The sequence below is a fragment of the Pseudomonas sp. UBA4617 genome (assembly GCF_002386445.1).
GTDB lineage: Bacteria > Pseudomonadota > Gammaproteobacteria > Pseudomonadales > Pseudomonadaceae > Aquipseudomonas.
Genome location: NZ_DGIR01000009.1, coordinates 168,519 through 188,243, shown reverse-complemented (window position 1 = coordinate 188,243; position 19,725 = coordinate 168,519). Strand labels below are relative to the sequence as shown.

Genomic DNA, 19,725 nt, shown 5'->3' with positions numbered 1-19,725 from the left:
CGTGGCCGGATGCGGCATGGTGGCAATTTGGTTTGGGATGGGGTATTACGGGTGACCGGCATGGGGCCGGGCTAGGGAGGTTCAATGCGTGAGTCGAGTGTTTCAGTGGATCACCTCACCGCACACGGAATTGAGATCTGCACGCGTCACGGAAAGGCATATGAGCTGGCGGAAATGCTCAGTTTTTGCGTAGCAATCGCTCAAAAGGGGCTACAAAAACGTGTAATCAGCTTGTTCTACGACTCAAACAGCTGTTGTTGTACGTTTGAGCTATGTCCGTCAGTAGAGCAGTACGACGACGTTGCGGACGAGATCGAAAAGGCCGCTTTGAAAACTATCGGACAGTTCGAGTGGTTTGGGACCATCAAGCATGGCCTGCCGATGGAGTTTGATCCGGAGGAATTATGACGTCTCCCGGATCCTGCTGAATCATCAGCATGCTTTTCCGGTCGAAGGCCAGAGCCAGTCGCGGCGATATGCTGATCTCGTGCCGCGGCGGAGTGAGAAATTTCGCCGCGTGCAGCCGGCCAAGAGCGTGGATGCCGTGGATCAGCGCCTCGATCACCTGGCTGTACGTGGCGTCTGCCCAGCCGCAGATCGCCCGCAGGTGCTGGCCAGTCCGCTTTCTGGCTGACAGCCTCAGCGGCTCAATACGCGCCACAGATCGGTTAGCTTCGATTTCGTGGCGCGCGATCCTGAACAGAGCGTGATGACCGAGCGCCTCGATGTGATGAATCATCAGCGTCATCGCCTCGCCCTGTTCCTCGATCCCGGCCCACTCCATCAGTTCCAGCAGGGTTCGCTTTGTGCCTGAGCGAACCTTCAAATGCAGATTTTCTTCCTGCAGTCTTGCCGCTTTTTCACGCCGGCGCTGGTCACGCTGCTGCTGCGTCAGAGCCATCATCGCCTCCATTGCGCACGAAGGTGGCGCCCGGCCCGATGTCGAGCAGGTCGCACACCCGGTTGATGATCTTGAGCGCAGCCGCAAACACCTCGGCATCGTCCGGCTCGCGGGCCAGGCGCTTCATGTTCGGCTGGTGCTCGAGGCAGACCTTGTCCACCAGGCGCCGGGCCAGCCTGCGCAGGTGGTCGGCGCTGTCATGCACGCGGAGACTCAGCGCGAAGGCCAGGGCCACATCGTCAGGCCGGTACTGGCCGCCGCTGCGGGTGATGTACAGCTTTCGCACCGGCTTGCGCGTCGATGCGTCGAAAAGGGTTGCCATGTTCGACCTCCTGCAGGCCGCTTGGGGGAAGGTGGAGGTGCTCACGCCGCCTTGTTCTTTGCAGCGCGCTTCGGATTTTTCTGTTCAATCTCAAGATCCATGTCGTTCCAGCCGGCCAGGAACCAGGCGCCGTGGAACGTGTGGGATGCGAAGGGGTTGGCCAGCTTGCCGCCACCGTTGCGGCGGCATTCCCGGCCAAGGTAGTAGACGCTGGGATGCTCGCCGCAATCGCTCATGGCTTACTTCTCCAGGGCTTTGCGCAGGTAGGGGTCGATGTCGGCTTGTCCGAGCAGCCAGCGTTTGTAGTCGCGCGGGATGTCCTCGATCTTCGAGCCGGCGTGCTTGCCGAAGCGAATGACCTTCGGGATTCGGGCTTCCTCGGAGATTTCCCACAGCTCTTCCCAGCTGGCCACCGGCCGGCCCAACTGCGCCTTGAGGGTGCTGAAGATTGTTGCCAGGAGGCGACGGCAGTTCTTGACGTCGTCCAGTGCAGCGTGGGCATTACGCAGCAGCTCGGGCGCCTCCGTACGGTAGTGCAGGTAGATCATGGCCGACTGCGTGTGAGTGTCGGCCTCAGGCCACAGCGCGCGGCTCAGTGCGGCAGTGCAGATGCGCTTGATCTCTGGCTTGCCGATTACACCCCAGTCGTAATCTACGTTGTGCCCGATCAGGTAGGTGGCGTCTTCGGGCAGCTTGAAGGAGTCATGCGGCGGGCAGTCTGCCAACTCTTCATCCAGGATGTGGCTGGTTGCCAGGGCGCCAAGCTCGATTGGCTTGGACGGCTTGTATCGCTGCAGGAATTCGCCGGTTACTGCCAGTCCGGTGCCGAGCTGCAGCCATGCAGCCTCAACCAGTTCCGGGCTGTTCAGTCCGGTGGTTTCAGAGTCGAAAATGTAGGCGGTCATATGAGGTCCGTTTCGCAAGAAGGAGGGGTGTCAGCAGCGTGGTTGCTGCTGACCAGCGGTCAATCGAACGGAATATCGTCCGAGAAGTCAGGCGGTGCGCCGTAGTCGTAGTTGTCGGGCTGGGAGTATCCGCCGGCCACCTGGGCGGACTTCGGACGACGGTCATGGACCGGCTTCTTCATTAGCTGCTGAACCATTTTTTCCAGCTTGGCTGGGCTGGTGCAGCGGGGGTCGAGAATCTCGGACGCCGTCTTTTCCGACTCTGCGCTGAAGGGGGCGTAGATGATCGGCCGCGGCATCCCGGTCTGGCTGTTCTTCTCGATTTCCATCTGGATGAGCAGGCCGATCGGCTTCTTCAAGAGTTCAGGGAAGCCTGGCGCGGTTACCTGCTCGCGCTGTTTGGTGTCGTTGTTCCACTTCTCGAACTGGGTTGGCTGTGGCGCCCCGACGGTGCGCAGCTGCAGGCACGCCATGATGGCGTTCATCATCGCGTAACCGCCTTCATTGCGTGTGCCGTGCTGGTAGGTCAGGTTGAGGTAAAAAGTTGCCTCGGCACCATCGCGGCTCTTGAAAGTGAAGCCGATACCGGTCGACCCGGTTTCCTGCTTCTCCATGTACTCGGCGCGCAGGAACTCGCCAATGAACTTGCCCGCTTCGTCGATGAAGGCTGACTTGTTGTCCGCGGAGCGCGCGGCATTTGCGTCCAGGTTGAACATTCAGAAGGCTCCTATGCGGCCTGAGTGGTGTTGGTGAGGTCGTAGTACTCGCAGATCGCGGCATCGACCAAGGCAAGGTCGTTATCGATCATCGCCTCGTTGAACATGCCCATTGGGGCTTTGGTGGTGTCCGACCCGTTGTTGCGGGTGCTGAACAGGTGCTGGCCGTCGCTGACCACTGAGCGCAAGACGATGGTGACCATGCCCTCCAGGGTGATCTTCTCGTCCAGCATCTTGCCGATGGTCTTCATCTTGATCTGGCCGGCGTCCGTCTCCTCCGTGTGGCTGAGGATGTAGACGCGAACGTCGTCGGGTAGGCCGAGCAGTGCCTCGAAGATGTTCCAGGTGTGCCGGCCGATCTCGGTGAACTTGTCGAACCCTTTCTCCTCGCTCCGGCGCATGAACTCGTTGGCCAGGATGTACTGGAAGTCGTCGATCACGATCACCTTGCGCTTGGTCTGGCGGCAGGCACCGATGACCTTGACCCAGTTGTCGGTGACGTAGGACTTCCACGCTTTAGAGCCGGGGAAGGGAAGCGGCTTTTTGATGACCTGTACCAAAGCCACATCATCAGGCTTGAAGTTGCGCAACGACGCGCTCTTGCCGGCCCCGGACTTGCCGAGGATCAGGGTTACGGTTGCCATGCGGCACCTCAGCTTGGTTGGTTGTCCCACTGCCGCTCAATGCGAGCGGCCTCTTCTTCGTACTCTTTGCGCTCGTCGCCCTGGTACCGCTCAGGCGAGAACGATCCGACCGTCATCCAGTCGAGCTGGGCGGCCAGGCGGGGGGTTGTGTTCATGGATGCCTCAGGAGGTGATGCAGTCGGCGTAAGCGCTTGCGAGCATCCAGGCGGTGCACAGTGATAGGGTGATGAAGCTGCCGCGCCAGAGCGCTAAGCGCCTGGCCTGCTGGCGGCTCACGTGCGGACCTCGTAGGCCAAGGTGCACATACCGCAAAGGTAAGCTCGGCCTGACCATGCTGCCGGGTTCTCGATATGAGCCATGCGCGCTTGGTTCATGGCGTCTTCCAAAGTAAGCCCCTTGAAAACCATGAGAATGCGGTCGTCTGGCACTGCCTGTGCGGCCTCAGCTATCTGCTCGTCGATTAGCGTCGTCACGATTTGCGTAGTCATGCAACTCTCCCGTTCGCTACCAGCCAGGCTTCGTTGTTGCGGGCGATTGCCCGGTTCAAGCGCTCCGTGTAGCTGCGCTGCTTGGTAAGGTCGATTGCGCCGGTCAGCCCGGCCAGGTCGATCGCCATCATCAGCTCGCCGCGAAGGCATTCACTGAAGGAAGCATCAATTGCTTCGAAACGAGAGTCGATGATGGCAATCACCTCTTGGCGTGTGCCGCCGTTCATGCTGTCCTCCGGGCGGCTCCTGAGCCGCACATGGCTTCCATCTTTTCGAGGGCCGTGCCGATCACTCGGCGGCTTTCTGTCCGCTGGCGTTCATCACGCTCGCGGATCATCGTGTTCCAAGCCTCATTGTTCGCCCGGGCCTGCTCCGATGTGAGGTGGTCGGCCCAGTGCGTATCGCCAAACAGGCCCATCTGGCGGTCAACCTCCCGGGCCTGGGCGCTGTCGGCGTAAAGCTCATGCTCCCTGGCCATGGTCGCCTCCAGGTGGTGGGTTACTCGGTGGGCGGGGAAGGGAGTGGCTGCCAGTGCGTTGGCGCGGGCGTGATCCGGCCACGCATGTCAACCCAGCGCGGCTCACGACCTTTCTCTGTCCTGTTGTGCATCTGCCGCTCGTAGCGCAACGCTCGAACAACCCCTTGCTGTAAGGCGATTACCGTTTCGCCGTGACCCCAATCAGGCTTGCCTTCCAGGCTGGGCAGTCTGTCGCTGCACTTAATCCAACCGCTCATGGCTTCACCCGGGCGGCGAGCATGGCCTTGCCGTATTCGTAAGCCATGCTTGCGGTATGAGCTAGGTCGCTGTTCGAGTGATAGCTGCCGCTTCCCTCGTCGCCAGGCCAAGACAGAAGGCCGACAAGCGCCTTAGCTGCGAAGTAGTCGAGCAGGGTCATGCCTGGGTAAGCGCTGAAGGTTTGCGGCTTGATTTCTTCGCCATTGAAACCCTTGATCGGCGTGATTCCGCTGTTGTTGATCTGGGTGGGAAATGCGGGTCCGCCTGTGTCTTTGCTCATCGTGTGAACCTCGGTAGCCAACCGCATTGATCAGGTGCCGGGCACCAGGGACCAAGCTGGGCGTGAAAAGCCAAGCCCGGCACCTGTCGATGCGGTCGTATTTGAAGGGAAGGGGATGCGGGATGCATCGGTGGCCACTCTCCGGGGCAAACCGGGTGTCGGGACGCCTCACCATGCGGCGAGACGCTACCCACGCTCACAATTCGCGGCGATCAACTCGCGTTCAGAGTGGCCTCCGATGCAGCCTGCGATGAGGAGCAGGGCATCGGGCGGTTTTCGTCAGGTTGACGCATTGCTGGTTGTGCGGTCGTCTCAGCAGCGCACAACGGCAGTGTTTCCATGGAGTTTGAAAGGCTGCGCGCTGTGATCGCCGTCGAGAATTGCGAGGTCATACCCGAACTTGCGATATACGGCTCTGTCGTTGCCGCGCTTGAATGTGAACCGTGCACTGCTTGGCAGGCTGCGAAAGTTGGCTTGCTTGTTCATAGTCTTGGCCTCCAGGGCGGTTGACTTCAGGTTGCGGCGAGCTGATCTGCCCTATCCAGAAGGGCAGAGCAGACACGCTCGTCGAATCGGTCGGTCGTGCGGTATTGATCTACCGCCTGCCTGATGACACCTGCCTTGGCTGCAGCCCAGGCCCTGTGCGCTTCGTGGGGGCAGTCAAAGCTGCCGACGCTGGTGCGGCTTCCGTCCAGCCAGCGCACCCTTGCCATATAGGGTTTACCGCGCATGGTTGTTGAAACGCCTATCGGCAGTCCGCATGCCCCAGAGTCGCGCTCAATCAGGATTGAGTTGACATAAGCCGGTACAAAAACCGATGTTCCCGGGCAGTAGAGTTTTTCCCATGTCCTGAGAATGTCTTTGTCCAGGTGGTTGCCCATCCATGGCCGATCCTTCATCCAATCCATGAAAGCGCTGAACACAAGCCATTCATCTGCGACCCTACATCCGTCATATGGGCCGAACGCTCTGTCGCCGACGCATCTCCTAAGCATGCCTTTCCATCTGCTGTAGAAGGGGCAGCTGTGATAGCGAGGGAGGTCGTTTATGCCTATCCCGAAAACCAAGCCTCTAGCCATATTGATCTCCTGTGCATCAAAGCGGTCTCGGTGAAACAGCTTTGATACTGGCCCTGTCGCCAAGGCCAGCCAGTGAAGTCGGTCTTGCTGGGCTCCGTTACTCGCCACGGTTGCCTGGGCGATTGCTTGATTGCTGCAGCCTCCACCGGTTCCCCGGCGTGGCCCGCTGTACCAGTGCATCAGCCCGTTCTGAGGGCTATCTGGCAGGGAGCGTTGCAGCTCAACCCTCCATCCGCGCCGTAAGCGCCTGACTTCGAGCTGGCCAGTTCCAGAGCTGGCATGGGGATCGAATTTATTGCTCGCGCTGTACCGTTGCCGGGATCGATCCGCGAGGTTCCCATCAGAGTTAAAGAGCGGTGAGGCTTGAGGGCCTCGGCAGTCCCTCGTGAGTGACTGCGGCGTTGAGATGAAAGATAAGCTAATGCCTAATTCTTGTAAATAGGTAATGCCTAACTTTTTCATGTGTGCCTAATCTGCCATCCGGGCTTGCATCATTCGATGGCTCGGGTAAGCTCTGCCTAATACTGGATGGATGTACAGTTAACGGAGGAAGAATGGCCAAGCAGAAGAAGTCGGCGCCGCAGGCGCGCCAGGAAATGACCGGGCTGGAACGCCTTGGGCTGCGGGTTTCGTCGATGATCAATCACCCGATCGCGCAGGCTCAGCGCTGGGTGACGATCCATCGCCTGGACACGGATGGAGACATGGAGTGGGAGGAGGTGATGGGCCTGCTGGCCGAGACGCCGGAGCTAGATCTAACGTTCAACGACGACGAGAGCGTGACCGTACGGTGGGAGCCGCAGAGCGCAGATGATCGAGGCGACCTGGTCGCGGAAAGGGACTGGGAGGATGAGAGGGAGGAGGAAGAGGCGCCTTTTTAAGGAGCGCAAAAAGCCTGAGATAGGCAGTCTTGGGTGATGGTGACGGAGCTCTGTTAGAATTCGCCGACCAAAGCGTTGGAGTCTGGAATGAAAAGGATAGTCTCGGTCTTAGCTGCAACTATGGCGCTTGGCGGGTGCGCGTCGGGCCCGACATGGCAGGCCACTGGAACCACTGACGAGTTCACGGATAAAACCACTATGATGGTGACTACGAGTGAATTCCCCGCCTCGGGATCGATCGTTACCCGGTCGCTCCGCTTCTATCCAGTGGTTCGAAAGGAGGGTGACGAGATTTATGTGGGCCTGATGTCTGGCGGGCGCTTCAAGATTCCGGTCGGCACAGTTCAACTGCGGATCGACCAAAATGAGGCCTGGACCATCACTCCACAGGAGACGCCTGTCAGCATGATGCCGTCGGCTCCTCAATACACCTTGAACTTGCCACCAGAACAGGCTGCCCTGGTAAAGCAAACTCAGGACCAGGCCATGCTCAATGTCACTCAGCTGATGAGCCCATACACGGTAACTGGTGGCGATAAAGCGAAAAAAATTATCAAGCAAATGCTCTCCGGTCACACGCTGAAATATCGCACCGTTGGCATCAACCAAGCCGCTTCAACTACGGGTGAAGTTCAGTTGGACCCAACCCTGGCGGAATCCCTGCGAGTAATAGGAATTGACCCAGGCTCTTTATAACGAGCACAAAAAAGCCCGCCTTAGCGGGCTTTTCTATGTCTGGAGGTAGCTGATCACACTAAGTGCGCATTCCAGACCAGCAGCACCCTGGCCTGGATGTAGGTCATATCCCGCCGGATCAGCCGATCCTTGTGTCGCGGGTTGTCCGAAATCATCTCGAAGTGCTCCTCATCAGCCACCTGCAGGCGTTTGATGTAGAGCAGGTCATCCCAGACGAAGAGGTAGATCCCGTCGCCCACGAACTCGCGCACATTGATGTTCACGATCAGCGGGTCGCGGTGCTTGATGGTGGGCTCCATCGACTGGCCCCAGCCAGTGACCACCTTCAGGTGGAAGTGCTCTTCGAACTCGACGCCCAGCTCACGGAGATGGCTCGGGCTGACACGTATGTCCTTCAGCATTTCGGGATAGTCATGCGTGGCCTGGCCGTTGCCCATGGCCGCGCGCACATCGTAGTGAGCAATCCGAACCTCATCCCCGACAAGCCCCGGGCGGGAGAAGTCTACGGTGATTACGTTGCCCTGGTCCGAAGCTTCGGCAGCTGCCATCAGCTGCGCACGGGCACTTTCCGGCAGGTTCTTGCCCTGCTTGGCGAGCATATTGCGAACCATATCCGCAGCCGAGGTGGGCGCCGGCTCTTCAACCGATGCTGAGGCGACGTCCTGCAGGCTCTCATAGGTAAAGCCTGGGCGCAGACCCCAATGCTCAGGTCCTACAACGTCAGCGAAGTAGGCGATGACGTCCATCAGCTTCGACTTGTCGATCCGGCCGTTTTTCACCCAGCCCTGCACCGACGGAGGCTTCACCTGGAAGTCGTCTGCGAGTTGCTTCTTCGATACGCCCTTGGCGATCCGCGCAGCATCAATGGCTGCGCCTAATTCTGGTCCGGTAAGCATTGCCTAATTAGGCCTATTGGGGCGCTGATTAGGCAATGGCTTGTGAAAGATAAGGTAATGCCTTATATTCATCGGTAAATCTCCAGGAGAGAACTCATGAAATCAGCAGAAGCAGCCAAAGAAGCATCCCGCGTGCTGGGCAGCCAGGCGGAATTGGCGCGCCGGCTGAATGTTGCGGCACCCACCGTCAACCAATGGTGTTCAGGAGAGCGCACGGTCCCAGCCAAGCGCGCACTACAGATTGAGGCGCTTACGAATGGCGCTGTGAATCGTGCCGATCTGTGTCCTTCGTTCCCATGGAGCCAGATCGACAGCAACCCGACCCACGCGCTTTCCGCCGCTTAACCCATTTCATAGCCGCAAGGAGCCAACCAAGCATGTACCAAGACCCGAATCAGAAGCGCGCCATCCCGGTGAAGGTCCGTTTCGAGCCCGTGCTCGACCGGATCCTCCGCAAGGCTGCGAGCAAGACCCGCATGCAGCACGCCACCTATCTGTACGAAATCATCGAATGGGCCGTAGCCAACGGCGTTATCGAGGAGCTGATGCAGGACAAGCAGCAAGAAGATATCGCGGGCTGAAGGCCCTTTGGAGGCCTAAATGACCGTACAGCTTGATCAGCTGTCGCCGCATGTGCGGCAGCGAATAGAGGGGCTGATGAGGGCCAATAACTGGGACTTCAACACCGCGATGAACCAGGTGTACGAAGCGGCTGTAGCCAGTGGCGCTTTATCAGTGGTTGGCCGCCGTAAGGCCAAAGTCCTGCAGTTGGTGGCCCCAATGAGGGCCTCTCCGAGGGACTCATCAGGGTAGGGCAGAGGCCCTCTCTGAATTACAGGCACAAAAAAGCCGGGATTGCGGCCCGGCTCTCTGCTTCACATAAAACTCTTGAGGTGAATTATGCATCTGCAGGAATCCAGTATACAAGCCCCCTCGAATCTCGCGCCACAAAACGCGAAGTTCGATTTCGTGGCGCGCAACCAAATCGTCACCATCGTCGACGGTGAGGCGGTGACCACTACCGGGACCATCGCTCACGAAACCGGAAACGAACACGCCAGTGTGATTGCCTTGGTTCGCAAGTACCAGGCCGACTTCAGCGAATTCGGAGGGGTGCGATTCCAAATCGAACCCTTCGAGACCGCTGGCGGCATGCAATCCCGCGAGATCGCGCTGATGAACGAGCAGCAGGCGACCCTACTGCTGACCTACATGCGCAACACGGCCATCGTCCGTGAGTTCAAGAAGCGCTTGGTCAAGGAGTTCTGGCGCCTGGCGAAATCCGTCCCGGCTCAGTCCGCCGATCTCAGCACGCTGGAAATCCTCCAGATGGCCCTGGAGTCGGAAAAAGCCCGCGTGCTGCTCACCGTCCAGGTCGAGGCCCAAGCCAAGAAGATCGACCATCTGGAGAACCTGTTCAAGGAGGGCGAGACGGCGGCGCAGTTCTGCAAGCAACTGAATGGCGTCAACGTCATGCAGGTTCAGGCTTACTTGAAGGCGAAAAACTGGCTGTTCACGGAAGGCCGGTCAGGCTCGCGCTGGCGCGTTAGCTCCTACGCCCGCGACCGCTATATGACCGAACACCATGACGAGATCACCCCGCACGGTAAGGAACCCTTCACCGTCTACAAGCCGATCCTTCTGCGTAAGGGCGCCGTACGCCTGTACGAGCTGTACCTGGCCGGCGAGCTGCCCATGAAGAAGAACTGGGACGGCCTGCACACCCACGACAAGGCCGTGCGGGGTGCAGCATGAGCGTTCATGGCATGCCAGAGGGTATGAAATCCGAGTTCCTGGCTGCTTTCCGCGCAGAGTTCGGCTTCGGCGAGATGACGGCCACTGCCAACGATGATGCCGCAGCGATGCTCAAGGCCGCGGCATGGGCTTGGCACGCCTCCACCATATCGCTCGCCAAGGACCTGGAGTCGCACAAGCGCATGTTGCTGGCTGCCGCCTGTGACATCGGCGCTATCGGTGAGGCGCTGGGCGCTGACATGGACGATGACGGGAGCGCTATTGAGGGCCTGGCACAGGATCTGCGCAAAGATGCAGAGCGGTACCGATGGCTTCGGGACGGCGCAGGGTATTGCGACACGCGCGACATCCCTGGAATGGCGCCTGCACGCATGGATGCGTTCATTGACACGGCCATGGCCAAGGAGCGCGGCCAATGAGCGTCCAATCCATGTCCTGGGCTTTGGAGCAGCGCGACATCATGGACGCCACTGCGCGCTACGTACTGCTGGTCCTGGCCAACTATGCCGACAAGAACGGCCGAGGGGCTTTTCCGTCCTCTGCAAGCATCAGCGATGACACCGGCCTGTCGATCCGCACGGTGAAATACAAGCTCGACCTCCTGCTGGAGATAGGGGTGATTCGCCTTGGGAATCAGGCAATTGCCGGTGCCTACATCGACCGTCACGACCGCCGCCCGACCGTCTATGACCTGTGCGTTGAACGGGGTGCACCAGCTGCACCCGGTTCCGAACGGGGTGCAAATGACGACACAACGGGGTGCAGATCACGACAGAACGGGGTGCAAACCACGACAGAACGGGGTGCAGGAGCTGCACCCAATCCATCAATAAACCATCAAGGAACCATCAAAGAACCGAAGGGGCCAGTCGCTGACGCTCCTGCGGCTTCGAAGAAGGCACAGAAGTTCGACCCGATGACTGCCAAGCCGGCCAACGTAAGCACTGCCTTGTGGGCCGACTGGTGCCAGCACCGCAAAGAGATCCGCAAGCCACTGACCGCCACCACCTGCGCGAAGCAGGCCAAGACCCTGGCCGGCCACCACGCGCCTGACGCCGTGATTAACCAGTCCATCAGCAACGGCTGGACCGGCCTGTTCCCGGAGAAGGTTCTGCCAGGTGCGCAAGCCCGCCGCCCGGCCGGCCCGGACTTCGATGACCAGTCCTGGCGCCACGACACGAGTGATGACCTATGAAGAACGTCACCCAAATGATTCCCGCAGCTGCGCGGGCCCTGCAGGTCAGCCAGCCGGTACCGGTTGCCGGCGTGCCGCTGGGCGTAGTCGACGATGCCACCGGCGAGGTGGTGGAGAAGATTTTCCGTCAGCTGCAGGCCATCTTCCCGGCGCACAAGCAGGCCTGGCCGGATGACAAAGCGTTGAAAGCCGCCAAGCGCAGCTGGACGAAGGGCCTGATCGACGCCGGCATCAGCGACATCAACCAGGTGCGCTACGCCATCGAGGAGTGCCGCCGTAGCGGTTCGCCGTTCGCCCCGAGCGTTGGCCAGTTCATCGGCTGGTGCAAGCCGTCGCCGGAGCGACTGGGCCTACCCGCCGCTGACGACGCATGGATGGAGGCGCTGGAAGGCCGCTACAGCCACGAAGGCGTACGCCTGGCTGCCGTGGCCACTGGCCTGTTCGACCTGCGCGCCGCCCAGCCGACCGACAAGTCCCTGCACCGCCGCTTCGACCGGGCATACGAGATCATCGTCCGCCGCGCCCAGGAGGGCGAGCCACTGGACGGCAAGATCGCCACCGGGATTGGCCATGACAGCCAGAAGAGCGCCGCGCAACTGGCCGATGAGTACGCCAGCCAGCGCCAGGTCCGCCTGCTGGAGATTCAGCAGATCCCAACCAGCGCTGCCTTGTGCCGTGCACAACTGCTGGCCAAGTTGAACATCAAGCGCGCCGGGCAGCCGGCCGGGGAGGGTGTATGACCGTCGACAAGAAAAAGCTGCAACCCCTGCTGTGGTCCGTAGTGGCCGCCTGGCGGGCTGATGATCAAGACCTGCAGCGCCACACCGACGCCCTGGACGTGTTCCTCGGTGAGAGGACTGTGGAGGAGGTTGCACTGGAATTGCTGGACGAGATCAGCCAGCTCACTACCAGGGTGCGCGCCGCCGAGAAGCAGCTGCAGGAGGTGGCCAATGCCTGAGTTCGCCATTCGCAGCAGCCAGGACCTCAACCGTCTGTACGGCGCCCTGCACGCCATCGACCTGACCAAGCCGGATCCGGCGTCCATTGAGTTGCTAATCGCCTGCTTTGAGATTCGCGGCGACGAGCTGTTTTGGAAGGTCAGGCCAGTAGAGCACTTCAAAAACTCTCGCATTGCCAACTCGTGGAACGCAAAGCATGCCGGCCGCAAGGCGGGCTCTACCGACAGCAAGGGCTATTTGCAGGTCAAAGTCTTCGGCCGGCTGCTTCTTGCTCATCGTGTGCTCTGGATGAGGCGCGAAAAGACACTCCCGGCTGAAATCGACCACGTGGACGGGTCATCCAAGAGCAATGGTGGAGGAAACCTCAGGCCAGTCACCCACCAGCAGAACATGCAGAACCAGAAGCTCCGTTCGGACAACAAGTCGGGGCTGATGGGCGTCTCCTGGTTCAAGTCGCGCGGCCTTTGGCTGGTGAAGATCCAGAACAAACACATCGGGTACTTCGGCTGCTTCTTCGAGGCGTGCTGTGCAAGGAAATCTGCTGAAAGCCGCTTGGGTTTCCACGCAAATCATGGGAGAGCACGGGCATGACCGAATTCGTTATGCACAGCATGGCCGATGCCAACCGCTTGTTGGGTCATCTTCAAGCCCAGGACTTCACCCGGCCCAAGAAGATCGTGATCAAGGACCAGGACCGCAGCGGCGAGCAAAACAAAAAGCTTCACGCCTGCCTGAGCGATATCGCGAAGCAGGTTGAGCACGCCGGCAAAAAGTGGGACGTCCTGATCTGGAAGCGGCTGCTGACGGCCGCCTGGCTGCGTGAGAGCGGCGAACGGCCACAACTGATACCAGCGGTCGACGGGAACGGGTTCGACGTCGTGTACGAGCGCACCAGCCAGCTCAGCATGAAGCAGTGCGCGAGCCTTCTGGAGTGGATTCACGCCTTCGGCGCCGAGCACGGCGTGCGCTGGACTGAGCCGGATCGGTGGGGAGGGCGTTACTGATGAGCCATCAATTCAAGCCGGGCGACCTAGCGCTGGTTATCGGTTCGAGCCAAGGCGTTTCGCCAAACATCGGCATGGCGATGGAGCTGGTCCAAAAGCTCGAAACCGATGGCCGATTCCTCATGCCTGATGGCCGCGCCATTTTTAACCGCGGACCGCTGTGCTGGGTTATCTACGCGAAAGGGGCCGCTGCGCAGCTCAGCAGTGGCGGAATCGTGGATATCGGCGGATTCGCGTTGTGCATGGAGATCTACCTGATGCCCCTACGCGGCGACTTCGAGCCCAAGCAGCAGAAAGCCAAGGAGGCCGAGCCATGCGCGTAGCCCAGATCAAGCCGAAGAAGTGCAGGGCCCCAGGTTGCGGCAAGCCCTTCAAGCCGACCATGACCACGCAGAAGGTATGCAGCATCGCCTGCGCCAAGGCCATGGCCAAGGACCCGAAGCTGCAGAAGATCGCGGCCAAGGCCATTACCAAGCAGGCCCGCCAAGACTTGCAGGAGCGCCGCGAGAAGCTGAAGACCCGCCGCGAGCACATAGCCGAGACCCAGACTGCGTTCAACGCCTACATCCGCGAGCGCGACGCCGGCTTGCCGTGCATCAGTTGCGACTCGCTGCCGAGCGACCACGACCTCATCACCGGCAGTCGCTGGGACGCCGGCCATTACCGGTCGGTGGGCGCTTGCCCGGAGTTGCGGTTCGAGCCGCTCAACGTCCACCGCCAGTGCGTGAAGTGCAACCGGAACCTGTCGGGTAACGCGGTCGAGTACCGCATCCGCCTGGTGAAGCGCATCGGCGCCGACCAGGTTGATTGGCTCGAAGGGCCTCATAAGCCCCAGCGCCTGACCATCGAAGACCTGCAGGCCATCAAGGCCCTGTACAGGCAAAAACTCAAAGACCTACGGAGGGCAGCAGCATGACACCAGCATGGGCATTTCTGATTTTGGCAGCGCTGATCGTGGTGTCGGGCGGGGCGCTGTCCTGGGCCGGCGCAGTGCGCCGCAAGCGCTACTACGAAGAATTCATTTCGAGAAAGGCCAAGCGGGGCGGGGGTGGGCAATGAGCTATCAGAACGTAGTATCGGCAGTGGTCCGTGCACTGGCTGCCGAGACGATCAATAACGCCGGCGGTTGCGATTTCGAGCCAAAGGTCCAGGCGACAAAGCAGAAGGGCGAGATCATCGGCAAGGAGGCTGCATTCCTCATGGACTGCTGGGTGTTCGGCCGGCTGCACAAGAACCTCAGTGAGGAACACTGGCGCCACCTGGTGGCGAAATACTCCACGCACGTCGACCGCAAGCACGCGGCCATCGAGGAGCTTACCCGCCTGCACCGGTCGCCGGCGCCCAAGCGCTTCCGCCACTGCGCAATCCTCACCTGGGCCATGCCCAAGCTGCCCGGTGTGGATGGCAAGCGCAGCACCAACGTGTTGCCAGCAGCCTGGTATGAGATGGACAACTGGAGCGATGATCCGCACCCGATCAAGACTCAGGAGCGCTGGAGGCGTGACATTCGCAAGGCTCTGGAGCGCGAAGTAGACGCCGCGCTGGTAGAGGCTCAGCATATTCTCGACCATGAAGGCCTTTTGGTGGCAAATGTCGCTTGACTGCGACTGAGCCAATGAGCCAATATGCGTCCATCCTGTCATTCCTGCGTGTTTGAGGATGACAAATCGAACCCGGCCACTGAGCCGGGTTTTTTATTGCCCGAAGAGGGCCTCAAGAGTCCCGGCCAAGTGCCGGGATTTTTGTTTCAGCAAGAAACGCAACTGCAGCCAGGGCAGGCCCTCACGGGACAGCCTGGACACTGCTAGCCGGTAGTGTGGTGTACGGAAAAACACCGGCAGCCCGCGCACCCTGACCTCACATGCTTTCAGGGTGGCGCGTGACTGGATCGGCGAGACTGGTGCATTGGGGTGCCAGCGCTGCAATGGTCTTCGGCGGACAGGTGGGGAAAGACCCACACAGATTCAGGCCGGTTCGACAGACACCACCAGGCGTTTGCCGAGCGCGGCCAAAGCTGCTTCGACCTGTTCGATCTTCGAGCTGTGTTCGAAGTCGAGGAGCCGATCCACTTTGGTCTGCACAGCCCCCAGCGTCCGGCACAGATCGGCCTTCCGCATGCCTTTCTCTCGCATGGCGTTCCACAGCGCGATCTTCGCGTTCACCAGGGCGGACAGCCGGATAACGTGCTGACCCTCTTTCGCTGGAGAGGCGGGCGGAATCGGCCGCAGCTGATCGACGTAGATGGACAAGGCAACCTCAAGCCCCTCGGCAGCATGGCGCAGCAGTTCATCGAGCGTATCGCCCGCGCTGTGCGCCTCTGGGATGTCGTCACACGAAGACCAGAAAGACCCGGCCTCCTGGTTCACGTTGATTGCGTAGTCGTACATGTCGTTACCTCAGGGCAGATGTATTCGAGCTCAAAGGGTGGAGCCTCAATCCTTGAGGCCCAGTTGTTTGATGATTGCCTTCCTAGTCCCTTCGGCCATCTCCTTGGCCCCGTGGTTGGGAAGGGTTGTCTGTTTGCCGTTGAAGTAGAGTTTGAAGTGACTTCCCTTTGCCGTCTTCGAAACCTCTACTCCTCTTGCCAACAGCCACCGCTTGAACTCGTTACATTTCATCTGCCCTCCGCTGTGTGGTTGATGAGTTCAGTATACACCATAAATGGTGTATGACAACACATTTATGATGTATTTATAGATTCAGGGATTTCATATGGCCGAACCAGCAAGCACGACTGCCGGCGTCCTGCTGGTGAAGTACGGCGTGATCATCGGCGGCTTCGCAGGAGCGATCCTCTCGCTGACCTTCCTGCGGGGCCTCACCAGGGGCCAGGCTGTCGCAGCCTTCTGTACCGGACTGGCATCCGCAGTGTTCTGCACCCCGCTCGCCATCAGCTTCTTCAAGCTTGATCCGGGCGGAGAAACCAAATACGGCGTGGCCTTCCTGATAGGGCTACTGGCAATGAACATCATCCCAGTCCTGAAGTCGGTGGTGAGTCAGTTCGGAGCCAAGGGAGCTACCTGATGAGCTCGACCCTGATTTCAGTTCTGATTGGCGCGAATGCCTTCCTGAGCGTGCTGGTGGTGATTGCCGCGTGCGACTACCTGCGCCGCATTCGCCCCATGGACCATCCATTGCTGGCTGTCGCGTTCTACCTGGTGGCCATCGGCGCGTTCGGTTCGTTCGTGCTGGCCATGAGCGGCCATGTGCCCACCCTGTACGGAGTGATCCTCAAGCTGGGCATCGTCCTGTATGCAGTCGCCCGGCGCGGCCATGTGTTCCAGCCGGGGTAGGTCGCCACAAGCTCTCGATGCAAGCAGAGTGTCGCCCATGGATATAATTCCTCATAACGCAAACTCAGCCAGGAGCACCTAATGGGCGGCGACGACTACGTGATTGATGAGCCGAGGGGCAAGGCTTGGGGCAGCCAGAGTGAAGCAATTGCCTGGTATCAAGCTGAGCTGGCCAGGCTTGAGGCGAAGTTGGGCGAGGCCTGGGACGCTGGCTACTGCTACCGAGACATGCATGGGAGTAGCAGCGAAGACTACAAGGCCAACGAGGAATTCGTAGCGTCCGTCCTCGCTGATCGCAAGTAATCCGGCCTAGATGGCTGGCAGCTAGTCCGCGCCACAAAACAGAGGTGCGCCGTTTCGTGGCGCGAGGAGATCCAATGCCTGCGCCATCAAGCTTCCACCACGCCGGTGACGGTCGTGGCCGGCGTCTCGTGTTCGTCAACGGCAATGAGGTCGATAGCGTGCTCTGGTGCGATACTGCCGCCGGAGTGTGCGTTTATGCCCCGCAGCCTGTGAAGGTGAAGCGCCCGGCCCGCGAGGAGATCTACACCCGTAGGCTTCGCGGGGTCGTCACGGTGCAGCAGGCGTGACCAGGCCAATGCCACCGGCTGACCTGCTCGAATCCTTGTGGCTCACGCTTCGCCCAGCCACTGGCATGTGGGATTGGGTGCAGAGCGAGATCCTCGCCGACACCGGCAGCATCCACAACCCAGACCACGCCCATCTGATGGACGCAAACATCGGCGTGCTGTGGGCATCGACTGGTTTCGCCAAGCAGGGGCGTGTCGTCCTTGGCCAGGCCGAGCAGCTGATGTTCCGCGCCGGAGGTTGGCAGAAGGCCCGGCAAGAGCAGCAGATGCGCCAGTGGTTCGGCGAGGAGCCGACCTACCTCATCACCCTGGCTGCCGACTACTGTGCCCAATGCACCGACGCTGAGTTCTGCGCCCTGGTCGAACACGAGCTCTACCACATCGCCCAGGCAACCGATGAATTCGGCGCTCCCAAGTTCACCCAGGAGGGGCTGCCCAAGCTCTTCCTGCGCGGCCACGACGTCGAAGAGTTCGTTGGGGTGGTGAGGCGCTACGGTGCAAGCGAAGAAGTCCAGCAGCTGATCGACGCTGCAAGCCGGCCGCCTGAGGTGGCCAAGATTAACATTTCGAGGGCCTGCGGAACCTGTCTGCTCAAGTCGGCCTGAATCCTGACAGGTCCTGACGGATGACATTCACATGGCAGCACTACGAAGCGAGGTCAAAGCCTTCATTGTTCAGGCTCTGGCCTGCTTCGATACACCGAGTCAGGTGGTGGAGGCTGTCAAGAAGGAATTCGGCCTGGATGTGAGTCGCCAGACCTGTGAGGGGCACGACCCAACCAAGTACGCCGGGCGCGGCCTGGCCAAGCGCTGGGCTGACCTCTTTCATGAGTGCCGGGAGCGATTCACCACCGAGACGGCCGATATTCCTATCGCGCACCGTGCCTACCGCCTCCGCGCGCTGGGCAGGATGGCCGAGAAGGCTGAGTCGATGAAGAACATGGCCCTGACTGCCCAGTTGCTGGAGCAGGCGGCCAAAGAGGTCGGCGACGTTTACGTGAACCGCCAGACCAAGAACGAGAATCCCCACGACAACGTACCGCCCGCTCGGGTGCAGGTCGATGTGGTGGATGCGAGGAAGCCTGATGCCCTCACTTAACGTGCCCCAGGCGAGCTTCCTCCGGATGGAGAACAAGTTCCGCGGCTTCGTGGCAGGGTTCGGCTCGGGCAAGACTTGGGTGGGATGTGCGGCGCTGTGCAAGCACGTATGGGAATGGCCCCGGATCGATTCCGGCTACTTCGCCCCGACATACCCGCAGATTCGCGACATCTTCTTCCCGACCATCGAGGAGGTCGCCTTCGACTGGGGCCTGAAGGTCAAGACGAAGGAGAGCGACAAGGAGGTCGAGTTCTACAGCGGCGGCCAGTACCGCAGCACGACCATCTGCCGCTCGATGGAGAAGCCACAGACCATCGTGGGCTTCAAGATCGGTCACGCCCTGGTCGACGAACTCGATGTTCTGCCCGCGCTCAAGGCCGAGCACGCCTGGCGTAAGATCATTGCCCGTATGCGCTACAACGTGGACGGGCTCAAGAACGGTGTAGACGTCACCACGACCCCCGAAGGGTTCAAGTTCGTCTATCAGCAGTTCGTGAAGCAGCTGCGCGAGAAGCCGGCGCTGAACGACATGTACGGCTTGGTCCAGGCCAGCACGTTCGACAATGAGTTGAATCTGCCGCCGGACTACATCCCCTCGCTGATGGAGTCGTACCCGGCCCAGCTCATCCTGGCCTACCTGAACGGCCAGTTTGTCAACCTGAACTCCGGCTCGATCTACCACGCCTACGACCGGAAGCTGAATTCCTGCTTCGACACCGTAGAGCCTGGAGAGCCCCTGTTCATTGGCATGGACTTCAACGTCGGCAAGATGGCGGCGATCGTCCATGTCAAACGGCCTGACGGAAAGCCCAGGGCCGTGGATGAGCTGATCGACGGCTTCGATACGCCGGACATGATCCGGCGCATCAAGGAGCGCTACTGGCGGCACAACGGCAGGGATTACGAGAAGACCTGCGAAATCAGGATCTATCCCGACGCCTCTGGTGGGTCGCGCAAATCGGTGAACGCCAGCGAGACGGACATTGCCATCCTGCGCCAGGCCGGCTTCAGCGTGATCGCGCCCGACGCCAACCCACCGGTAAAGGACCGCATCAACGCCATGAACTCAATGTTCTGCAACGCGAATGGCGAGCGCCGCTACCTGATCAACCCGCTGCGCTGCCCGACCTATGCGGATGGCCTGGAGCAGCAGGTATGGGCGCCCAACGGCGAGCCCGACAAGAAGTCTGGCGTGGACCACGCGAACGACGCTGGTGGCTACTTCATCCACCACGACTACCCAATTGAGCGACCGGTCTTCACGACCCAATCCCTGAGAATGTGACC

The 19,725-nt window shown here is 60.3% G+C and carries 40 protein-coding genes; 23 read left to right on the top strand and 17 right to left on the bottom strand.

Features of this window, described 5'->3' with window-relative positions; translation table 11 throughout:
* Positions 1-84 precede the first annotated feature (84 nt).
* Positions 85-408, top strand: a complete 324-nt coding sequence (locus tag B4L76_RS03240) for a hypothetical protein (RefSeq protein ID WP_289131463.1) — start codon at positions 85-87, stop codon at positions 406-408.
* On the opposite strand, the gene B4L76_RS03235 is transcribed toward B4L76_RS03240, so the two are convergent.
* From B4L76_RS03235 to B4L76_RS03175, 14 genes are all read right to left on the bottom strand, one after another.
* Positions 365-901 (bottom strand): hypothetical protein, encoded by a 537-nt coding sequence (locus B4L76_RS03235; RefSeq protein WP_296230469.1) that lies wholly within the window; start codon positions 899-901, stop codon positions 365-367. The two genes, B4L76_RS03240 and B4L76_RS03235, sit on opposite strands and share 44 nt — an antisense overlap.
* Complete coding sequence (locus B4L76_RS03230) at positions 876-1,223, bottom strand: hypothetical protein (protein WP_296230468.1); 348 nt, start codon at positions 1,221-1,223, stop codon at positions 876-878. The genes B4L76_RS03235 and B4L76_RS03230 overlap by 26 nt, the downstream gene beginning before the upstream one ends.
* 41 nt (positions 1,224-1,264) lie before the next feature.
* Positions 1,265-1,459 (bottom strand): hypothetical protein, encoded by a 195-nt coding sequence (locus B4L76_RS03225; protein WP_296230467.1) that lies wholly within the window; start codon positions 1,457-1,459, stop codon positions 1,265-1,267.
* 3 nt (positions 1,460-1,462) lie between these two features.
* Complete coding sequence (locus tag B4L76_RS03220) at positions 1,463-2,128, bottom strand: 3'-5' exonuclease (protein ID WP_296230465.1); 666 nt, start codon at positions 2,126-2,128, stop codon at positions 1,463-1,465.
* 59 nt (positions 2,129-2,187) lie between these two features.
* Positions 2,188-2,844: a hypothetical protein gene (locus tag B4L76_RS03215; protein ID WP_296230463.1), complete on the bottom strand. Its 657-nt coding sequence runs from the start codon at positions 2,842-2,844 to the stop codon at positions 2,188-2,190.
* 11 nt (positions 2,845-2,855) lie between these two features.
* Positions 2,856-3,488, bottom strand: a complete 633-nt coding sequence (locus B4L76_RS03210) for an AAA family ATPase (protein ID WP_004573816.1) — start codon at positions 3,486-3,488, stop codon at positions 2,856-2,858.
* Between the two features lie 8 nt (positions 3,489-3,496).
* On the bottom strand, positions 3,497-3,643 hold the full coding sequence (locus tag B4L76_RS03205; protein ID WP_172439570.1) for a hypothetical protein: 147 nt from the start codon (positions 3,641-3,643) through the stop codon (positions 3,497-3,499).
* Positions 3,644-3,760: 117 nt separating this feature from the next.
* A complete protein-coding gene (locus tag B4L76_RS03200) occupies positions 3,761-3,976 on the bottom strand; it encodes a hypothetical protein (RefSeq protein WP_296230455.1) in 216 nt (71 codons plus the stop codon).
* Positions 3,973-4,203, bottom strand: coding sequence for a hypothetical protein (locus tag B4L76_RS03195; protein ID WP_296230454.1), 231 nt, complete (start codon positions 4,201-4,203; stop codon positions 3,973-3,975). The genes B4L76_RS03200 and B4L76_RS03195 overlap by 4 nt, the downstream gene beginning before the upstream one ends.
* Complete coding sequence (locus B4L76_RS03190) at positions 4,200-4,454, bottom strand: hypothetical protein (protein WP_296230452.1); 255 nt, start codon at positions 4,452-4,454, stop codon at positions 4,200-4,202. Before B4L76_RS03190 ends, B4L76_RS03195 begins: the two co-directional genes overlap by 4 nt.
* A gap of 20 nt (positions 4,455-4,474) precedes the next feature.
* Positions 4,475-4,711: a DUF551 domain-containing protein gene (locus tag B4L76_RS24265; protein WP_414707154.1), complete on the bottom strand. Its 237-nt coding sequence runs from the start codon at positions 4,709-4,711 to the stop codon at positions 4,475-4,477.
* The gene (locus B4L76_RS03185; protein WP_296230450.1) at positions 4,708-4,992 is read right to left on the bottom strand and encodes a hypothetical protein; all 285 of its coding nucleotides are present in this window, start codon (positions 4,990-4,992) and stop codon (positions 4,708-4,710) included. Before B4L76_RS03185 ends, B4L76_RS24265 begins: the two co-directional genes overlap by 4 nt.
* Positions 4,993-5,304: 312 nt before the next feature.
* A complete protein-coding gene (locus B4L76_RS03180) occupies positions 5,305-5,478 on the bottom strand; it encodes a hypothetical protein (RefSeq protein WP_296230449.1) in 174 nt (57 codons plus the stop codon).
* A gap of 26 nt (positions 5,479-5,504) precedes the next feature.
* Positions 5,505-5,873 (bottom strand): hypothetical protein, encoded by a 369-nt coding sequence (locus tag B4L76_RS03175; RefSeq protein WP_296230448.1) that lies wholly within the window; start codon positions 5,871-5,873, stop codon positions 5,505-5,507.
* Between the two features lie 752 nt (positions 5,874-6,625).
* On the opposite strand from B4L76_RS03175, the gene B4L76_RS03170 reads away from it, so the two are divergent.
* Both B4L76_RS03170 and B4L76_RS03165 read left to right on the top strand, forming a co-directional pair.
* Positions 6,626-6,952 carry a DUF1654 domain-containing protein gene (locus B4L76_RS03170; protein WP_296230447.1) on the top strand — a complete coding sequence of 109 codons (327 nt, stop codon included), beginning with the start codon at positions 6,626-6,628 and terminating at the stop codon, positions 6,950-6,952.
* Positions 6,953-7,039: 87 nt separating this feature from the next.
* On the top strand, positions 7,040-7,648 hold the full coding sequence (locus tag B4L76_RS03165; protein WP_296230445.1) for a hypothetical protein: 609 nt from the start codon (positions 7,040-7,042) through the stop codon (positions 7,646-7,648).
* Positions 7,649-7,701: 53 nt separating this feature from the next.
* On the opposite strand, the gene B4L76_RS03160 is transcribed toward B4L76_RS03165, so the two are convergent.
* On the bottom strand, positions 7,702-8,544 hold the full coding sequence (locus B4L76_RS03160; protein WP_296230444.1) for a S24 family peptidase: 843 nt from the start codon (positions 8,542-8,544) through the stop codon (positions 7,702-7,704).
* A gap of 96 nt (positions 8,545-8,640) precedes the next feature.
* Between B4L76_RS03160 and B4L76_RS03155 the strand changes: the two genes are divergently transcribed.
* The 13 genes from B4L76_RS03155 to B4L76_RS03095 all read left to right on the top strand — a co-directional run bounded on the left by B4L76_RS03155 (position 8,641) and on the right by B4L76_RS03095 (position 15,058).
* Positions 8,641-8,889 carry a transcriptional regulator gene (locus tag B4L76_RS03155; protein WP_016486618.1) on the top strand — a complete coding sequence of 83 codons (249 nt, stop codon included), beginning with the start codon at positions 8,641-8,643 and terminating at the stop codon, positions 8,887-8,889.
* A gap of 32 nt (positions 8,890-8,921) precedes the next feature.
* Positions 8,922-9,125 (top strand): hypothetical protein, encoded by a 204-nt coding sequence (locus B4L76_RS03150; protein WP_027907145.1) that lies wholly within the window; start codon positions 8,922-8,924, stop codon positions 9,123-9,125.
* 319 nt (positions 9,126-9,444) lie between these two features.
* Positions 9,445-10,299, top strand: coding sequence for a Rha family transcriptional regulator (locus tag B4L76_RS03145; protein ID WP_296230440.1), 855 nt, complete (start codon positions 9,445-9,447; stop codon positions 10,297-10,299).
* The gene (locus tag B4L76_RS03140; protein WP_296230439.1) at positions 10,296-10,718 is read left to right on the top strand and encodes a hypothetical protein; all 423 of its coding nucleotides are present in this window, start codon (positions 10,296-10,298) and stop codon (positions 10,716-10,718) included. Before B4L76_RS03145 ends, B4L76_RS03140 begins: the two co-directional genes overlap by 4 nt.
* Positions 10,715-11,494: a helix-turn-helix domain-containing protein gene (locus tag B4L76_RS03135; RefSeq protein WP_296230438.1), complete on the top strand. Its 780-nt coding sequence runs from the start codon at positions 10,715-10,717 to the stop codon at positions 11,492-11,494. The genes B4L76_RS03140 and B4L76_RS03135 overlap by 4 nt, the downstream gene beginning before the upstream one ends.
* Entirely contained in the window at positions 11,491-12,234 is a 744-nt protein-coding gene (locus B4L76_RS03130; RefSeq protein ID WP_296230437.1) for a replication protein P, read from the top strand. Before B4L76_RS03135 ends, B4L76_RS03130 begins: the two co-directional genes overlap by 4 nt.
* Positions 12,231-12,452, top strand: coding sequence for a hypothetical protein (locus B4L76_RS03125; RefSeq protein WP_296230436.1), 222 nt, complete (start codon positions 12,231-12,233; stop codon positions 12,450-12,452). Before B4L76_RS03130 ends, B4L76_RS03125 begins: the two co-directional genes overlap by 4 nt.
* Positions 12,445-13,044 carry a hypothetical protein gene (locus B4L76_RS03120; RefSeq protein ID WP_296230435.1) on the top strand — a complete coding sequence of 200 codons (600 nt, stop codon included), beginning with the start codon at positions 12,445-12,447 and terminating at the stop codon, positions 13,042-13,044. The genes B4L76_RS03125 and B4L76_RS03120 overlap by 8 nt, the downstream gene beginning before the upstream one ends.
* A gap of 11 nt (positions 13,045-13,055) precedes the next feature.
* Positions 13,056-13,457, top strand: coding sequence for a recombination protein NinB (locus B4L76_RS03115; RefSeq protein ID WP_404940837.1), 402 nt, complete (start codon positions 13,056-13,058; stop codon positions 13,455-13,457).
* Positions 13,457-13,780 (top strand): hypothetical protein, encoded by a 324-nt coding sequence (locus tag B4L76_RS03110; RefSeq protein ID WP_296230434.1) that lies wholly within the window; start codon positions 13,457-13,459, stop codon positions 13,778-13,780. The genes B4L76_RS03115 and B4L76_RS03110 overlap by 1 nt, the downstream gene beginning before the upstream one ends.
* Positions 13,771-14,373: a recombination protein NinG gene (locus B4L76_RS03105; protein WP_296230433.1), complete on the top strand. Its 603-nt coding sequence runs from the start codon at positions 13,771-13,773 to the stop codon at positions 14,371-14,373. Before B4L76_RS03110 ends, B4L76_RS03105 begins: the two co-directional genes overlap by 10 nt.
* Complete coding sequence (locus B4L76_RS03100; protein ID WP_296230432.1) at positions 14,370-14,516, top strand: hypothetical protein; 147 nt, start codon at positions 14,370-14,372, stop codon at positions 14,514-14,516. The genes B4L76_RS03105 and B4L76_RS03100 overlap by 4 nt, the downstream gene beginning before the upstream one ends.
* Complete coding sequence (locus B4L76_RS03095; RefSeq protein WP_296230431.1) at positions 14,513-15,058, top strand: hypothetical protein; 546 nt, start codon at positions 14,513-14,515, stop codon at positions 15,056-15,058. The genes B4L76_RS03100 and B4L76_RS03095 overlap by 4 nt, the downstream gene beginning before the upstream one ends.
* Positions 15,059-15,421: 363 nt before the next feature.
* On the opposite strand, the gene B4L76_RS03090 is transcribed toward B4L76_RS03095, so the two are convergent.
* Positions 15,422-15,844 (bottom strand): type II toxin-antitoxin system HicB family antitoxin, encoded by a 423-nt coding sequence (locus B4L76_RS03090; protein ID WP_296230430.1) that lies wholly within the window; start codon positions 15,842-15,844, stop codon positions 15,422-15,424.
* A 45-nt stretch (positions 15,845-15,889) separates the two neighbouring features.
* Entirely contained in the window at positions 15,890-16,075 is a 186-nt protein-coding gene (locus B4L76_RS03085) for a type II toxin-antitoxin system HicA family toxin (RefSeq protein ID WP_241105720.1), read from the bottom strand.
* Positions 16,076-16,169: 94 nt separating this feature from the next.
* Between B4L76_RS03085 and B4L76_RS03080 the strand changes: the two genes are divergently transcribed.
* The 7 genes from B4L76_RS03080 (at position 16,170) to B4L76_RS03050 (ending at position 19,723) form a co-directional block, all read left to right on the top strand.
* Positions 16,170-16,481 (top strand): peptidase M48, Ste24p, encoded by a 312-nt coding sequence (locus tag B4L76_RS03080; protein ID WP_296230429.1) that lies wholly within the window; start codon positions 16,170-16,172, stop codon positions 16,479-16,481.
* A complete protein-coding gene (locus B4L76_RS03075; RefSeq protein ID WP_019751351.1) occupies positions 16,481-16,750 on the top strand; it encodes a hypothetical protein in 270 nt (89 codons plus the stop codon). The genes B4L76_RS03080 and B4L76_RS03075 overlap by 1 nt, the downstream gene beginning before the upstream one ends.
* 81 nt (positions 16,751-16,831) lie before the next feature.
* Complete coding sequence (locus B4L76_RS03070) at positions 16,832-17,053, top strand: hypothetical protein (protein WP_296230427.1); 222 nt, start codon at positions 16,832-16,834, stop codon at positions 17,051-17,053.
* 74 nt (positions 17,054-17,127) lie between these two features.
* The gene (locus B4L76_RS03065; protein ID WP_296230426.1) at positions 17,128-17,340 is read left to right on the top strand and encodes a hypothetical protein; all 213 of its coding nucleotides are present in this window, start codon (positions 17,128-17,130) and stop codon (positions 17,338-17,340) included.
* 8 nt (positions 17,341-17,348) lie between these two features.
* On the top strand, positions 17,349-17,945 hold the full coding sequence (locus tag B4L76_RS03060; protein WP_296230498.1) for a putative metallopeptidase: 597 nt from the start codon (positions 17,349-17,351) through the stop codon (positions 17,943-17,945).
* A 31-nt stretch (positions 17,946-17,976) separates the two neighbouring features.
* Positions 17,977-18,438: a DUF2280 domain-containing protein gene (locus B4L76_RS03055; protein WP_296230425.1), complete on the top strand. Its 462-nt coding sequence runs from the start codon at positions 17,977-17,979 to the stop codon at positions 18,436-18,438.
* Positions 18,425-19,723, top strand: a complete 1,299-nt coding sequence (locus tag B4L76_RS03050) for a terminase large subunit domain-containing protein (protein ID WP_296230424.1) — start codon at positions 18,425-18,427, stop codon at positions 19,721-19,723. Before B4L76_RS03055 ends, B4L76_RS03050 begins: the two co-directional genes overlap by 14 nt.
* Positions 19,724-19,725 lie beyond the last annotated feature (2 nt).

Excerpts from the sequence above, each read along its gene's own strand:
- B4L76_RS03240 (WP_289131463.1), top strand. The coding sequence starts at position 85 with ATGCGTGAGTCGAGTGTTTCAGTGGATCACCTCACCGCACACGGAATT.
- B4L76_RS03235 (WP_296230469.1), bottom strand. The coding sequence starts at position 901 with ATGGCTCTGACGCAGCAGCAGCGTGACCAGCGCCGGCGTGAAAAAGCG.
- B4L76_RS03230 (WP_296230468.1), bottom strand. The coding sequence starts at position 1,223 with ATGGCAACCCTTTTCGACGCATCGACGCGCAAGCCGGTGCGAAAGCTG.
- B4L76_RS03225 (WP_296230467.1), bottom strand. The coding sequence starts at position 1,459 with ATGAGCGATTGCGGCGAGCATCCCAGCGTCTACTACCTTGGCCGGGAA.
- B4L76_RS03220 (WP_296230465.1), bottom strand. The coding sequence starts at position 2,128 with ATGACCGCCTACATTTTCGACTCTGAAACCACCGGACTGAACAGCCCG.
- B4L76_RS03215 (WP_296230463.1), bottom strand. The coding sequence starts at position 2,844 with ATGTTCAACCTGGACGCAAATGCCGCGCGCTCCGCGGACAACAAGTCA.
- B4L76_RS03210 (WP_004573816.1), bottom strand. The coding sequence starts at position 3,488 with ATGGCAACCGTAACCCTGATCCTCGGCAAGTCCGGGGCCGGCAAGAGC.
- B4L76_RS03205 (WP_172439570.1), bottom strand. The coding sequence starts at position 3,643 with ATGAACACAACCCCCCGCCTGGCCGCCCAGCTCGACTGGATGACGGTC.
- B4L76_RS03200 (WP_296230455.1), bottom strand. The coding sequence starts at position 3,976 with ATGACTACGCAAATCGTGACGACGCTAATCGACGAGCAGATAGCTGAG.
- B4L76_RS03195 (WP_296230454.1), bottom strand. The coding sequence starts at position 4,203 with ATGAACGGCGGCACACGCCAAGAGGTGATTGCCATCATCGACTCTCGT.
- B4L76_RS03190 (WP_296230452.1), bottom strand. The coding sequence starts at position 4,454 with ATGGCCAGGGAGCATGAGCTTTACGCCGACAGCGCCCAGGCCCGGGAG.
- B4L76_RS24265 (WP_414707154.1), bottom strand. The coding sequence starts at position 4,711 with ATGAGCGGTTGGATTAAGTGCAGCGACAGACTGCCCAGCCTGGAAGGC.
- B4L76_RS03185 (WP_296230450.1), bottom strand. The coding sequence starts at position 4,992 with ATGAGCAAAGACACAGGCGGACCCGCATTTCCCACCCAGATCAACAAC.
- B4L76_RS03180 (WP_296230449.1), bottom strand. The coding sequence starts at position 5,478 with ATGAACAAGCAAGCCAACTTTCGCAGCCTGCCAAGCAGTGCACGGTTC.
- B4L76_RS03175 (WP_296230448.1), bottom strand. The coding sequence starts at position 5,873 with ATGGGCAACCACCTGGACAAAGACATTCTCAGGACATGGGAAAAACTC.
- B4L76_RS03170 (WP_296230447.1), top strand. The coding sequence starts at position 6,626 with ATGGCCAAGCAGAAGAAGTCGGCGCCGCAGGCGCGCCAGGAAATGACC.
- B4L76_RS03165 (WP_296230445.1), top strand. The coding sequence starts at position 7,040 with ATGAAAAGGATAGTCTCGGTCTTAGCTGCAACTATGGCGCTTGGCGGG.
- B4L76_RS03160 (WP_296230444.1), bottom strand. The coding sequence starts at position 8,544 with ATGCTTACCGGACCAGAATTAGGCGCAGCCATTGATGCTGCGCGGATC.
- B4L76_RS03155 (WP_016486618.1), top strand. The coding sequence starts at position 8,641 with ATGAAATCAGCAGAAGCAGCCAAAGAAGCATCCCGCGTGCTGGGCAGC.
- B4L76_RS03150 (WP_027907145.1), top strand. The coding sequence starts at position 8,922 with ATGTACCAAGACCCGAATCAGAAGCGCGCCATCCCGGTGAAGGTCCGT.
- B4L76_RS03145 (WP_296230440.1), top strand. The coding sequence starts at position 9,445 with ATGCATCTGCAGGAATCCAGTATACAAGCCCCCTCGAATCTCGCGCCA.
- B4L76_RS03140 (WP_296230439.1), top strand. The coding sequence starts at position 10,296 with ATGAGCGTTCATGGCATGCCAGAGGGTATGAAATCCGAGTTCCTGGCT.
- B4L76_RS03135 (WP_296230438.1), top strand. The coding sequence starts at position 10,715 with ATGAGCGTCCAATCCATGTCCTGGGCTTTGGAGCAGCGCGACATCATG.
- B4L76_RS03130 (WP_296230437.1), top strand. The coding sequence starts at position 11,491 with ATGAAGAACGTCACCCAAATGATTCCCGCAGCTGCGCGGGCCCTGCAG.
- B4L76_RS03125 (WP_296230436.1), top strand. The coding sequence starts at position 12,231 with ATGACCGTCGACAAGAAAAAGCTGCAACCCCTGCTGTGGTCCGTAGTG.
- B4L76_RS03120 (WP_296230435.1), top strand. The coding sequence starts at position 12,445 with ATGCCTGAGTTCGCCATTCGCAGCAGCCAGGACCTCAACCGTCTGTAC.
- B4L76_RS03115 (WP_404940837.1), top strand. The coding sequence starts at position 13,056 with ATGCACAGCATGGCCGATGCCAACCGCTTGTTGGGTCATCTTCAAGCC.
- B4L76_RS03110 (WP_296230434.1), top strand. The coding sequence starts at position 13,457 with ATGAGCCATCAATTCAAGCCGGGCGACCTAGCGCTGGTTATCGGTTCG.
- B4L76_RS03105 (WP_296230433.1), top strand. The coding sequence starts at position 13,771 with ATGCGCGTAGCCCAGATCAAGCCGAAGAAGTGCAGGGCCCCAGGTTGC.
- B4L76_RS03100 (WP_296230432.1), top strand. The coding sequence starts at position 14,370 with ATGACACCAGCATGGGCATTTCTGATTTTGGCAGCGCTGATCGTGGTG.
- B4L76_RS03095 (WP_296230431.1), top strand. The coding sequence starts at position 14,513 with ATGAGCTATCAGAACGTAGTATCGGCAGTGGTCCGTGCACTGGCTGCC.
- B4L76_RS03090 (WP_296230430.1), bottom strand. The coding sequence starts at position 15,844 with ATGTACGACTACGCAATCAACGTGAACCAGGAGGCCGGGTCTTTCTGG.
- B4L76_RS03085 (WP_241105720.1), bottom strand. The coding sequence starts at position 16,075 with ATGAAATGTAACGAGTTCAAGCGGTGGCTGTTGGCAAGAGGAGTAGAG.
- B4L76_RS03080 (WP_296230429.1), top strand. The coding sequence starts at position 16,170 with ATGGCCGAACCAGCAAGCACGACTGCCGGCGTCCTGCTGGTGAAGTAC.
- B4L76_RS03075 (WP_019751351.1), top strand. The coding sequence starts at position 16,481 with ATGAGCTCGACCCTGATTTCAGTTCTGATTGGCGCGAATGCCTTCCTG.
- B4L76_RS03070 (WP_296230427.1), top strand. The coding sequence starts at position 16,832 with ATGGGCGGCGACGACTACGTGATTGATGAGCCGAGGGGCAAGGCTTGG.
- B4L76_RS03065 (WP_296230426.1), top strand. The coding sequence starts at position 17,128 with ATGCCTGCGCCATCAAGCTTCCACCACGCCGGTGACGGTCGTGGCCGG.
- B4L76_RS03060 (WP_296230498.1), top strand. The coding sequence starts at position 17,349 with ATGCCACCGGCTGACCTGCTCGAATCCTTGTGGCTCACGCTTCGCCCA.
- B4L76_RS03055 (WP_296230425.1), top strand. The coding sequence starts at position 17,977 with ATGGCAGCACTACGAAGCGAGGTCAAAGCCTTCATTGTTCAGGCTCTG.
- B4L76_RS03050 (WP_296230424.1), top strand. The coding sequence starts at position 18,425 with ATGCCCTCACTTAACGTGCCCCAGGCGAGCTTCCTCCGGATGGAGAAC.